General features: G+C 65.2%; 10 protein-coding genes. All 10 read right to left on the reverse strand.

Features of this window, described 5'->3' with window-relative positions; all coding sequences use genetic code 11:
- Positions 1 to 367 (reverse strand): laccase domain-containing protein (locus BLT68_RS00310; protein WP_207512869.1); only part of this gene is annotated, 367 nt, incomplete at its 3' end.
- On the reverse strand, positions 367 to 1,620 hold the full coding sequence (gene ftsZ, locus BLT68_RS00315; protein WP_074632379.1) for a cell division protein FtsZ: 1,254 nt from the start codon (positions 1,618 to 1,620) through the stop codon (positions 367 to 369). The genes BLT68_RS00310 and ftsZ, both read right to left, overlap by 1 nt.
- A 127-nt stretch (positions 1,621 to 1,747) precedes the next feature.
- Positions 1,748 to 2,701, reverse strand: a complete 954-nt coding sequence (locus tag BLT68_RS00320) for a cell division protein FtsQ/DivIB (RefSeq protein ID WP_074632380.1) — start codon at positions 2,699 to 2,701, stop codon at positions 1,748 to 1,750.
- Positions 2,698 to 4,089, reverse strand: a complete 1,392-nt coding sequence (murC, locus tag BLT68_RS00325; protein ID WP_074632382.1) for a UDP-N-acetylmuramate--L-alanine ligase — start codon at positions 4,087 to 4,089, stop codon at positions 2,698 to 2,700. Before murC ends, BLT68_RS00320 begins: the two co-directional genes overlap by 4 nt.
- Complete coding sequence (locus BLT68_RS00330; protein WP_074632384.1) at positions 4,082 to 5,206, reverse strand: UDP-N-acetylglucosamine--N-acetylmuramyl-(pentapeptide) pyrophosphoryl-undecaprenol N-acetylglucosamine transferase; 1,125 nt, start codon at positions 5,204 to 5,206, stop codon at positions 4,082 to 4,084. The genes murC and BLT68_RS00330 overlap by 8 nt, the downstream gene beginning before the upstream one ends.
- 35 nt (positions 5,207 to 5,241) lie before the next feature.
- Positions 5,242 to 6,498 carry an FtsW/RodA/SpoVE family cell cycle protein gene (locus tag BLT68_RS00335; protein WP_050694583.1) on the reverse strand — a complete coding sequence of 419 codons (1,257 nt, stop codon included), beginning with the start codon at positions 6,496 to 6,498 and terminating at the stop codon, positions 5,242 to 5,244.
- Positions 6,485 to 7,930: a UDP-N-acetylmuramoyl-L-alanine--D-glutamate ligase gene (gene murD, locus BLT68_RS00340; protein WP_050694582.1), complete on the reverse strand. Its 1,446-nt coding sequence runs from the start codon at positions 7,928 to 7,930 to the stop codon at positions 6,485 to 6,487. Before murD ends, BLT68_RS00335 begins: the two co-directional genes overlap by 14 nt.
- The gene (gene mraY / locus BLT68_RS00345) at positions 7,927 to 9,012 is read right to left on the reverse strand and encodes a phospho-N-acetylmuramoyl-pentapeptide-transferase (protein ID WP_074632385.1); all 1,086 of its coding nucleotides are present in this window, start codon (positions 9,010 to 9,012) and stop codon (positions 7,927 to 7,929) included. The genes murD and mraY overlap by 4 nt, the downstream gene beginning before the upstream one ends.
- Positions 9,009 to 10,406: a UDP-N-acetylmuramoyl-tripeptide--D-alanyl-D-alanine ligase gene (locus BLT68_RS00350; protein ID WP_074632387.1), complete on the reverse strand. Its 1,398-nt coding sequence runs from the start codon at positions 10,404 to 10,406 to the stop codon at positions 9,009 to 9,011. Before BLT68_RS00350 ends, mraY begins: the two co-directional genes overlap by 4 nt.
- A 17-nt stretch (positions 10,407 to 10,423) precedes the next feature.
- A complete protein-coding gene (locus BLT68_RS00355; protein ID WP_074632388.1) occupies positions 10,424 to 12,157 on the reverse strand; it encodes a peptidoglycan D,D-transpeptidase FtsI family protein in 1,734 nt (577 codons plus the stop codon).
- Positions 12,158 to 12,170: the final 13 nt, after the last annotated feature.

Here is a 12,170-nt window from a genome sequence, read left to right on the forward strand (position 1 = left end):
CGACCGGCAAACAGTCGGCGGTCTGGACAGCGACGGCCGGGGCCTGCTCCCAGCCCCGCGCGTTAAGGACGACGCCATCGGCGTCCAGGGGTCCCCACTCCCCCGGCGCGACTTGATCGAGGGCGATACCATCGGCCTCTCGGCTCGGCTTGCCACCGAGGGACACAACAACGTCGACCCGCGTTGAGTGAGTCTGATGCATCCACACGATGTCGCGGCCGAGCTCGGCCGCGAGAGCGCGGCGGCGCGCCCGCACGAGATGCTGAGCATCGCCTACGTGCAGGCCAACATTGCCCCATAGCGCGCTGGTGCCCGGGTCCGCCTTCGTCAGGTGGACCCGGGCACCAGCCCACGATTGGGTTGTCATCAGCGCAGGAAGGGAGGAATATCCAGCTCTTCCTTCTCGGCGGTCTCAGGGTACACGCGGGGAACCTCGAAGGAATCATCGGACTCAGATTCCTCGTACTCGCTGTCGGCGGGGGCCTCCACGGGAGCCGGGGCTACCTCGCGCACCGGGGCAGCGACGTCTCGGCGATGCTGCGGGCGGCGCGTCGACAGCTGGCTAATCCGCGTGGTCTCCGCAGCGGGACCCTTGGCCTCGGGGGCGGCCGGACGTTGCTGCGCGACGGGAGCGGACACGCGGGCAACGGCGGGGCGCACCCGGTTGGCATCGGTCCCGTCGTCGAAGCCGGCCGCGATGACCGTCACCCGAATCTCGTCGCCGAGGGCATCGTCGATGACGTTACCGAAGATGATGTTCGCCTCGGGGTGTGCGGCCTCACGCACCAGCTGCGAGGAGCTGAAGACCTCTTGCAGGCTGAGATCGGAACCACCCTGGAAGAACATGAGCACGCCGTGAGCACCGTCGATGGAGGCTTCGAGCAGCGGGGAGGAAATCGCGCTCTCGACGGCACGAAGCGCACGATCCTCGCCGGTCGCCGCACCAATACCCATGAGCGCCGAACCCGCGTCCTTCATAACCGACTTGACATCGTTAAAGTCCACGTTGATCAGGCCCGGGGTGGTGATCAGCTCAGTGATGCCCTGGACACCCGACAGCAGCACCTGGTCGGCGGCACGGAAGGCATCCAGCACGGAAATGTTAGCGTCGGAGATCTCGAGGAGACGATCGTTGGGGATCACGATGAGCGTGTCAACCTCTTCGCGCAGGGTCGTCACGCCCCCCTCGGCCTGCGCCGCACGACGGTTGCCTTCGAAGGAGAAGGGACGGGTCACGACACCCACCGTCAGCGCGCCCGCCTCGCGGGCGATCCTGGCGACGACGGGCGCTGCGCCCGTTCCCGTGCCGCCCCCCTCACCCGCGGTCACGAACACCATGTCGGCTCCTTCGAGCGCGGCGGTGATCTCGTCAACGTGGTCCTCAGCGGCCTTCCGACCGACGGCGGGATCCGCACCGGCGCCGAGGCCATGTGTCAGTTCGCGACCAATGTCGAGCTTCGTCTCGGCATCGGACATGAGCAAAGCCTGTGCGTCAGTATTGACCGCGACGAACTCGACGCCCTTCAGTCCGACCTCGATCATTCGATTCACGGCGTTCACTCCGCCGCCGCCAACGCCGACGACTTTGATCACTGCCAGGTGGTTTTGCGGTGTCGCCATGGATGTCTCCCTTGCATCAGACCCTCAACCTTTAGTTGAAGGTTGATGTTTAACGTGCTTTGTGTCGGGAAGACGTTAGGGGGCCGCGCGTCAACCTTCAAGCCAACACGCGGACAAAGAAGAAGACTCAACTGGTCACGGGGTGATTCGGTGAGGAAACGTCGTACGTAGTAGCAGTGACATTCGCCAGCAAGGCGGCTAACACCCGAGCCTTCTGAGGCGCGTCTGCACTGGTTCCCCACTTGACACTCTGGCCACCTCGCAGCGTGAAACTCACCTGCGTCCCCGTCGACGTAATGGTCGCCACCTGGGAACGCGTCGCATCGTCCAGAGCGCCCAGGGCGGAGGCAATATCCAAAGCTCCCGTGCCGCGTTCCTCGGGGAGAGTCGCCACCGGATACGAACCCGCGCCACTCACCTGCTCAAATGCCACGCCCTGATCGTCGATCAACCAGTACGCGCCGGATGCTTCCTCAACCGCTATGGCCGTACGCATCGAAACGGTGACCCTCAGACCAGTTGGCCACCGCCGGGACACGGACGCCGACCTGACGGCCACATTCGACTCCACCGCGCGCGCAACCGCGTCGGTGTTCAGACGCGTCAGCGGCACTCCCTCGAAGGGAGCGAGCGAGGAACGCACCGAATCCGCCGTCACCAACGTCCCATCCCCACCCGAAACCAGCACGGAAGCGGTCGAGAAGGCAAACAGCGGCGAAAAAAACACCACCCACACCGCTCCGCCCAGCAGCGCGGCGGTCACGAGGACAAGCGCCGCCCGACGCACGAGCAGCAAACGCCGCGCACGCGCACGCTCACGCAGTCTATCCCCCAGATCCGTCGTATTCTCCCCACCCAGCAGGACCGCCGCATCCCCCGCCGCCACGGGGGCAGACAAAGTCTCGCGCAGATCGCGACGCTCAAGCTCCGAGGAGCTGCTCGGCGAGGCCTCCTTGGACCTAACCGCTTGCGTCGAAGCCTCAACGGCCTCGTCCCCTCGGTGAGAAGACCGTCGTTCGCCCGATGCACGAAAGGATGATGCGCGCCCGCGACCTGGACGCCTGGGCGTTGGTGGCCTCATGGCCCCATCCGTTTCCACTGATCCAGCACTTCCGGCGCGCAGCGAGTAATCGAGCCAGCACCCATCGTCACGCACACGCCCCCGTCGCGGGTCAAGGACGCGGCCAGACGAGCCGCCTCATGCATGTCCTCCACGTACGACGCGCCGGGAATACGCGAAGCGATCAGCGAGGAATCAACACCGGGGACGGGATCCTCACGCGCCCCATAGATGCCTGCGACAACGACGCGATCCGCCCCCGAGAGGGCCTGCGCGAAACGCTCCGCAAAGACGATTGTCCGCGAGTACAGGTGAGGCTGGAATACGACCGTCACCTCCCCGCTTCCAGCGACGATGCGCGCCTGCCGGATTGCGGCCTCCACCTCGGTGGGATGATGCGCATAATCGTCAAACAGGCGACGCCCCCCAACGCTGCCGCGCGCCTCGAAGCGACGCGCCGCACCCGTAAAGTTACCCAGGCCATCCGCGATGACCTGCGGGTCCAGCCCACACTCAATGCCGGCCACCCACGCCGCGGCAGCGTTAAGCACGTTGTGTTCGCCGGACACACGAAGCCTCAGGGATGCTCGGCGCAGCCCCCACGTCAGCTCCGCACCAGCACCGTGCTCGCCGACACGAACATCCGAGATGACGGCGTCCACGTCGCACAGCGAGCGTTCCTTTCGCCCATACGTCACCACCCGCACGCCACGGTCGCGAGCGGAACGCGCCACACGCACCGCCCCCGCATCCTGCGCGCACGTGACCAGCAGCCCCCCGGGAACCAGGCGGCGGGCGAACTCAACGAAAACCTCTTCGAATTCCTCCCGCGAGTGGTAGCGATCCATATGATCGGGTTCCACGTTCGTCACAATTTCGATGGACGGGGAGTAGTTCAGGAACGACCCATCGGATTCGTCGGCCTCGGCGACGAAGATGTCTCCGCCGCCCAGGTGAGCGCCCGTCCCCAGCTGAGGGAGCACACCGCCCACCGCCACCGACGGATCGAAACCACACGCCGCCAAGCCGACCGCGAGCATGCCCGACGTTGAGGTCTTCCCGTGGGCGCCCGCCACACCGACGAAACGCATCCCCGAAGCGGCGAGGGCAAGGGCCTGCGAACGGTGGATCACCCTCTGACCGCGCTCGCGGGCGATCGTCAGCTCCGGGTTGTCCTCTCGAATCGCGGTCGACACGACCACCACCGACGCCGGATCGACGTGGGATGCGTCGTGTCCGACGTATGCTCGAACGCCCACGGAACGCAGGTGATCAAGGGCTGCTGATTCCTCACGGTCGGATCCCGTGACGACCGCTCCACGCGACGCCAAGAGCTCAGCGACGACGCTCATCCCCGCGCCGCCGATACCGATCAGGTGAAAACGATCCCGAAGCGACGGCTCACTCATGGTTCCCTTTCTTCGCCTGCTCCACAGCCAGATCAGCCAGCGCGCGCGCCCCGCCCGCACGCCCCAGAGACTGCGACGCAGCTGCCATATCAGCGAGGCGGGCCGAGCCCAGTAACGGGAACACGTTGGCTCGCACGAAGTCCACCGTGAAGTCCTCATCATCGATCAGCTGGGCGCCGCCGGCCGCCACGTGGTCGGCGGCGTTCAGGCGTTGCTCTCCGTTACCGATCGGCAGCGGAACGTACATGCAGGGCAGTCCCAGGGCCTCCATCTCCGCGACGGTGCCCGCACCCGAACGACACACCACGAAATCCGCGACCGCCAGGGCATCCTCCATCGTCGTCAGGTAATCGATCACGTGCCACCGATCCGCCACACCGGCAGCCTCAATGGCGGCACGCACCGGCCCGTCCTTGCCGCGACCCGTCAGGTGAACGACCTGCGCGCCCTCGGGCAGAGCGTCCGTGCTGGCCGCCATCGACTCGTTGAGGTGCTGGGCGCCCAGGGAGCCACCCGTCACGAGAAGAGTCGGTGCGTCGGCGTCCACGCCCAGGCGTGAAGCCGCCCTCCGTCGAGCTGCGGCTATGCCATCCGCGTCCTCGCGTTGCTTCGCCAACGACGCAATCGCGGCGCGCAGAGGCAGTCCCGTGACGATCGTGCGACCGGAGCGCGCAGCCAGGGGCGTGGACGGGAAAGTCAGCGCAACGACCCGTGCGCTGCGAGCCCCCACCCTGTTCGCCAGGCCGGGTCTGGCGTTCTGCTCGTGAATAACGACGGGAACACCCGCCCGCTTCGCCGCGATGTACGCCGGGGTCGACACGTAGCCGCCGAACCCAACGAGCACGTCGGCCCCCTCCACAACCTGCGCGCAACGCTTGACGGCGCCCCACAACCGACCCGGCAACGTGAAGAACGCCAGTGAAGGACGCCGGGGAAGGGGCACGCGAGGGATCTCCACCAGCGGAAATCCCGCGGCGGGAACCAGATCAGTCTCCAAGCCGGTGCTGGTTCCCAGCACGATGACCTCGGCACCCCTCTCACGCAGCTGCGCCGCGGTCGCCAGCAGCGGATTCACGTGACCGGCGGTTCCGCCGCCAGCCATCACGACCTTGACCATAAAGCGTCTCCTTTACGCGTTTGCGTAGCTTTAGTCTAGCGAGCCGCGCGCCTGCGGGGCGCCACCCGTGGATCGCGCCCGGCCGAGGCCTCGTCCGGACGACCGATCATCCACATCCCCGCGCGCGCACGCGCAAAGGACGCCACCACCGCGACCGCCGTTATCGTGAACAGGAACGACGAGCCCCCATACGACACGAGTGGCAACGGAACACCGATCACCGGGCCGATACCCGTGACTGACAGGACGTTAATCGCTGTCTGAACACCGATCCACGTGGCCACGCCGGACGAGGCGATGACAACGAACAGATCCGAAGACTCGCGCGCCACGCGGAACATCCCCCACACCAGCAGGCTCAGGCACACCAGCACGGCAAGCGTCCCGAGTAAGCCGAACTCCTCACCGACAATCGCGAATATGAAATCCGTGTGGGCTGCCTGCAGGTAGTTCCACTTCTCGCGAGAAGCGCCAGGACCCAACCCGGTGAGGCCACCCGACCCCAGCGCCCACAGCGAATGATCGATCTGCTCCGGCGCGGACTCGTCAGGGCTCTTTGACGTTCCCGGCAGGACCGCCAAAATGCGTCGAATACGCGTCGGATTCGACAGGACCAGCAGCACCAGGGTCGGAATCGCGAACATCGCGAGCCCGCCAAACCAGCGCTTGGGCAGTCCCGCCACCCACACCGCACCGAGCGCACCCGTCGCCACGACCATCGCGGTGCCCATGTCGCGCCCCAGCATGACTGCACCCAATGCCACCAGGAGCGGCAGGCCAACTGCCACGCCCATCGTCTTGATATCCGATCGTTTCGACGCCGACTTCGAGACCATGAACGCCAAAAAAACGACCAGCGACAGCTTCAGGAGCTCCGACGGCTGAGCCATGATGGGGCCGAGCTTCACCCAGTTCGCGTTGCCGCCCTCGGATCTGCCCAGCGGGGTCAGGACCAGCCCCTGAAACACGAGGGCGGCCACAAACATCGGCACCGACAGTCGCAGGAGTAACCGCTGCGGAATCAGCTGGACGAGCGTCGCGATGACCAGCGAGAACACGATGATGAGGAGGGGACGCGCGTACGCCGTGTACGGGTTTTCCCCCTGGGCGATTGAGGTCACGGTCTGGGCGGAAAAGCCCATCACCAGGCCAAAGACCGACAGGAGCAAGGCCGGAATGACGACGAGGTAGTACGTCGTCACCGGGCTGTCCTCCCGTTCTTGCCCCGACCCGAAACGAATCCTCGGCAGCGTGACCGTCGGGATGTGCCATCCTCGCTTATTCATCGCCACCGGTGCTTCCCCACTGGGCGCGCAGGCGGGAGACCGCCTCGACGAATGCGTCACCCCGCTGGCCGTAGTTGTCGAATTGATCCCACGATGCGTGGGCCGGAGCGAACACCACGGTGTCGCCCGGACGCGACAGGGCGACGGCCTCGTTCACAACCGAGAACATCCAGTCTTCATGCCCATCGACCTCAACGAAGGGCACTTCGGGGGCAACACTCGTCAGGGCATCAACCAACGGGGCGCGCTTAGCACCAATAACGACGACGCCTCGCAAGGTCGGTTCAACCTGGGCGATGAGCTCCCTGAAATCCTGTCCCTTCGCATCACCTCCCACGATCCAGATGACGCTGCGCGGGGGCAAACCTGCCAGCGATGCCCTGGCAGCGTGCGCATTCGTCGCCTTCGAGTCGTCGACCCACGTCAGGTCCGCCGCTCGCCCGATGATTGTGCGGCGATGCCCGGCGGGACGGAAGGAGCTAAGCCCCCTACCCACCGCCTCCGGTTCGACACCGTACGCGCGAGCGAGCGCAGCAGCAGCCAACGCGTCCAACAGTGCCGCGGCGAAGGGGCGAGGACCGTAGGCTCCCGTCAAATCCGACACGTGTGCGAGGGCAACAGCGTGACGGTCGCGATCCTCTACGAAGGCTCGATCCACCAGGAGGCCATCCACGATGCCGAATTGCGAGACGGAAGGCGAACCGAGCGTCAGCCCAATAGCGCGCGCTCCCTGGATAACATCGGCGTTCTCGACCATCGTCTCCACGCGCCGATCCGACGCGGGATAGACACAGGCCTTGATCGTGTTCTCGTAAATGCGAGCCTTGTCGGCCGCATACGCCTCGACGCTGCCATGCCAATCCAGGTGATCGGCGTCCACGTTGAGGCAGATCGAGGCCAGGGGCGACACGGACCGGGTCGTGTGCAGCTGGAAGCTCGAGAGTTCGACAGCGAACACCTCGGCATCGGAATCGATCGCGCGGGTAATCGGCGTCCCGATATTACCCACCTCAAGCACCGACCGCCCGGCGCTTCGCAGGATCTCCCCCAGCATGCCCACGGTCGTCGTCTTACCGTTCGTCCCGGTAACCGTCAGCCACGGACGACCGGCGTGCGGCCCCTCCTCCTGGAGACGCCAAGCGAGCTCTACCTCGCCCCACAGGTCAATGCCCGCTTCTTCGCACGCGGTAAACACCGGGTGATGCGCGGGGATGCCGGGGGAAACAACAACGAGGTCGGGGTGGGCTTGGATGAGAGCGTCCACCAACGCCTCGGGATCCTCTTCGACGTGCACCGACACGTCAGCTACGTCGTCACAGCTCAGGGCCTTTGCCCCGCGCGCATCGAAAGCGCTGACCCGCCAGCCGCGAGCGAGCAGCGCGCCAGCCGCCCCCTGACCGGACTGACCCCAGCCGACGACAGCGCCGTGACGACTCATCGAGCGGACACCCACTCCGCGTAGAACATACCGGCACCGGCCACGGCAGCGATCGCGGCGATCAACCAGAAACGAATCACGATCGTGACTTCCTTCCATCCCAGCAGCTCAAAGTGATGATGCAGGGGAGCCATGCGGAATACGCGCTTGCCGGTGGCCTTAAACACGCCGATCTGGATGACATCCGACCCCACAACCGCGACGAACAGCCCACCGATCACGATAGCCAGCAGCTGCGTCTGCGTCAGGATCGACAGGCCCGCAACGGCGCCGCCCAGCGCCAGCGCGCCCGTGTCCCCCATGAAGATCTGTGCCGGCGAGGCGTTCCACCACAGGAAGCCGGCAAGCGCGCCGATCAGGGCGGCGCAGAAGATCGCCAGATCCAGCGGATCGCGCGTCGCGTAACAACTCGCCTGACTGGCTCCCGGCATCGTGCACGACTGAATACGCTGAAAGTAGGTGATAAACGTGTAGGCACCGAACACGAAGATCGACACGCCGGTGGCGAGGCCGTCCAGTCCATCCGTCAGGTTCGTCGCGTTCGACCACGCCGTGACAATCAGGTTCGTCCACACGAGGTACAGGATCACGCCCACAGCGAGCCCGGCGAAGCCGAGGGTGACGGTGGTTGGGCGCGCCACCGATATCGCCAGTGTCCCCGGATATTCGCCGTATTCGTTGGGAAAGATCAGGGTTCCCAGGGCGAACAGCGAGGCGATCGTAACCTGGCCGACGATCTTGCCCGATGGGTGCAGGCCCAAGGAGCGCTGACGCATGATCTTGATTCCGTCGTCGAGCAGGCCAATGACCCCCAGGCCGACAAACAGAAACACCAGCAGCGCACCGGACCACGACGGTCCCGCCCCCGCGACGAACGACCCGATGAGCCAAGCGACGACGGTCGCCAGAATAATGACGACGCCGCCCATCGTCGGAGTCCCACGCTTGGTCAAGTGCTGGGTCGGCCCGTCCTGACGGATGAACTGTCCGTACTGGTGCATCACCAGGAAACGGATGAGCAACGGCGTGCCAGCCACGGACAGCGCCATCGCGATAATGAACGCGGCAATAAGTCCAATCACCGGGTCGTTCCCTTCTCCCGCAGGATGTCAGCCACCTGCCATGAATGTGAACCGTAGGAACCCTTGACCAGGATGACCGCGCCATCCCCGGCAAACTGCAGCGCCAGCCGAGCGGCGTGCTGCGGATCCGAAGCAACCTCGCGGCAGGTCACCCTGTGGGCCCCCTCTAGATAGTAGTGGGCGTCCGCTCCCAGGCCAATGAGTGTGTCCACCCCCGCATCCGCTATCATCGCACCGACCTGCTCGTGCAGCGATCGCGATTCCTCCCCCAGCTCCAGCATCTCGCCGAGGACGGCAATCCTGCGCCCACCGCATCCAATTGAGGCCAACGCCGCGATTCCTGCGCGCATCGAATCCAGGTTCGCGTTGTAGGAGTCGTCAATGAGGGTCAGCTCCGCTCCCTCCACAACCAGCTCACAAACGTCCATACGGTGAGGGCTGAGAGCGCGTGCACGCGACAGCGCAGCCGCCACGGTCTCACAATCCATGCCAAGCGCCAGTGCCCCGGCTGCGGCAGCGAGAGCGTTGTTCACGTGATGGCGTCCGACAACGGTCAGATCAACCCGGGCACGTTCCTCGGGCGTCGCCAACGTGAACGAGGCCCGATCCGCGCGGTCCAGGCTCACATCCTGTGCGCGAACGTCGCCGCGCAGGTCTCCAGACGCCGAGAAGCGAATAACCCTGCCCGTCGCCAACGGCGCCATCGCCTCGACGTTGGGGTCATCGGTGTTGAGAATGACGGGGCCACCCGGGCGCGTTCCTCTGATGAGTTCGGCCTTCGCCGCAGCCACACCCGCAAAACCACCGAAGCCCCCCACGTGCGCGTGTCCCACGCACAGCTCGATGGCCGCATCCGGGGACACAATATCCGTCAGGTAGGCGATGTGCCCCGGTCCCGAGGCTCCCATTTCCAGCACCAGGTACCGCGTCGACTCATCAGCCCTGAGCACTGTCAGGGGCAACCCAACCTCATTGTTGAAGGACAGTTCGGGGGCCACCGTTGGCCCGTCCTCGCTCAGAATCTGGAGCAGCAGATCCTTCGTGGTCGTCTTGCCCACGGAGCCCGTGATCGCGATGACGTCCAGTTCACCGCGTGATCGCAGCCTTTCAATGTGCGCGTGCGCCAGGGCGCCCAGCGCTTCCGTGGAATCATCGACGATGATCTGGGCCACGTCCTCGTCGACCTCGTGCTCGACGAAGACGGCCACCGCACCGCGCTCTATCGCTCCGGGCACGAACGCATGCCCGTCGGCGTTCTCCCCTCGCCGCGCAACGTACAGGGAACCCGCCGATGCCTGGCGAGAGTCTGTCACCACGGGACCGGTAACGCGCTCATCGCGTCCCACGAGGCGACCCGACACTGCCTCAGCAATCCACCGAGCCGATGCCTGCATGTTTTTCTCCTTCGAACTCACGGCGTCGTCGGATACAGGTTAGCGGACCCCGTCGAGGCGGGGATACCCAGGTTGCTAACCGCCGTACGCGCAACGTCACCAAACAGCGGAGCAGACGAATCGGATGAGATCGATGCCACCTTCGGGTTGTAGAGAACGACCGAGATCGCCAGGCGCGGCGCATCCGCGGGGATAATGCCCGCCGTCGTCGACACCAGTCCCGAGGCTCCGTCGATGACGGTTTCGGCGGTACCCGTCTTGACCCCAACGCGGTATCCCGGAACCTTTGCGGCACCGGCGGTGCCTCGCTGGTCCTCCACCACGGACTCCATCATGGTCAGCAGCTGGGAGGCGGCCGTCGGATCCATCACCTGAACCGGCTGGCTTTTCTCGGGTACTTCAACGGTGCCGTCCGCGTTCGTCCACGACTTGACAATGTGAGGCGCGATACGCACACCCCCGTTGGCGATCGTTGCGAGCGCGGACGCCTCCTGCATCGCGGTGATCGCATACGCCTGACCGAACATCGTCACGTAGCGGTCGCGTCCCTGCCATTGGTCCGAGCTGCGCAGCAGTCCCGCGGACTCACCCGGCAACTCGACGCCGGTTTCCTGGCCGAAACCAAACGCGCGCATCATGGAATAGCGCTGCTCATCGCTCAGCCCCTGTCCGATCATGACCGTGCCCGTATTCGACGACTCCGCCAAGATACCCGTTGCGGTCAGCGTTTCGCCCTCGTGTTCGTGAAAGTCCGTGATCGGCCCGCCGGCGTCCACCAGATCGAGCGAGTAAGGGACCTGGAAGACGCTCGTCGGCGTGACGGTGCCCTGATTCAGAGCAGCGCCCACCGTGATGAGCTTGCCCACCGAACCCGGCTCGAACGCGTCCTGAACCGCATGGACCTTTTGCGGTTTCGCATTATCCGGCTCGGTCGAGTTCGAGTCCGCCATCACCAGCACATGCCCGGTGGAAACGTCCTCGATCACGATGGTGCCCCAGTCCGCCTGATGCTTGGCCACGCGCGCGTCCAGGAGATCCTGCACCTGGTGTTGCAGGTCCGCGTGCAGCGTCAGCTCCATCGACCCGCCGTTCTTCGGCTCCACGGTGGTTTTCTTGCCACCGGGCATCACCGCACCGTTGGGGGCTATCTCGAATGCCTGCGCCCCCGGGGTGCCCGTCAAAAGAGCGTCGAACTCGGCCTCCATACCCGAGGATCCCTGCCCCTCGGCGTTCACCGTTCCGATCACGGGCGCAGCGACGTTCCCGTTGGGGTACTCCCGCTCGAACACCGACTCCCATTCGATCCCGTAGATGTCGAGCTTGCGGATCTCACGATAGGACACGGCATCAACGTTGCGCTTGATGTACTCGTAGGTCGAGTCCCCCAGCATCATGCCGCCCAGCTCGGCCTCGTTCATCCCCAGGATGGGAGCCAGCAATCGGGCGGCCTCCGCGGGACCTCGCCCCACCTCGTAGCCGTCATCGTCGCGATGAACGTATGATCGAATGTTCACCTGGTTGACGGCAATATCGTAGGTCTGGATAGAGTTCGCCAGGACGACACCCGTCGCATCGGTGATGGTTCCACGGGCGGCGGCAAGCTCTGTCGACGACGTTCGCACGCGCTGGCCCTGGGCCGCCAAAGACTGCCCTTCGATGATTTGCAGCTGCACCAGCCGCACGCAGCAGGCACACAGTGCAGCCACCAGTATCCACACGATCCAACGCGAACGTACCGTGACGGTATCCATAGGTACTCGCTTC

Source organism: Schaalia meyeri, assembly GCF_900105015.1.
GTDB lineage: Bacteria > Actinomycetota > Actinomycetes > Actinomycetales > Actinomycetaceae > Pauljensenia > Pauljensenia meyeri.

Excerpts from the sequence above, each read along its gene's own strand:
- BLT68_RS00320 (WP_074632380.1), bottom strand. The coding sequence starts at position 2,701 with ATGAGGCCACCAACGCCCAGGCGTCCAGGTCGCGGGCGCGCATCATCC.
- ftsZ (WP_074632379.1), bottom strand. The coding sequence starts at position 1,620 with ATGGCGACACCGCAAAACCACCTGGCAGTGATCAAAGTCGTCGGCGTT.
- BLT68_RS00350 (WP_074632387.1), bottom strand. The coding sequence starts at position 10,406 with ATGCAGGCATCGGCTCGGTGGATTGCTGAGGCAGTGTCGGGTCGCCTC.
- murC (WP_074632382.1), bottom strand. The coding sequence starts at position 4,089 with ATGAGTGAGCCGTCGCTTCGGGATCGTTTTCACCTGATCGGTATCGGC.
- BLT68_RS00355 (WP_074632388.1), bottom strand. The coding sequence starts at position 12,157 with ATGGATACCGTCACGGTACGTTCGCGTTGGATCGTGTGGATACTGGTG.
- BLT68_RS00330 (WP_074632384.1), bottom strand. The coding sequence starts at position 5,206 with ATGGTCAAGGTCGTGATGGCTGGCGGCGGAACCGCCGGTCACGTGAAT.
- murD (WP_050694582.1), bottom strand. The coding sequence starts at position 7,930 with ATGAGTCGTCACGGCGCTGTCGTCGGCTGGGGTCAGTCCGGTCAGGGG.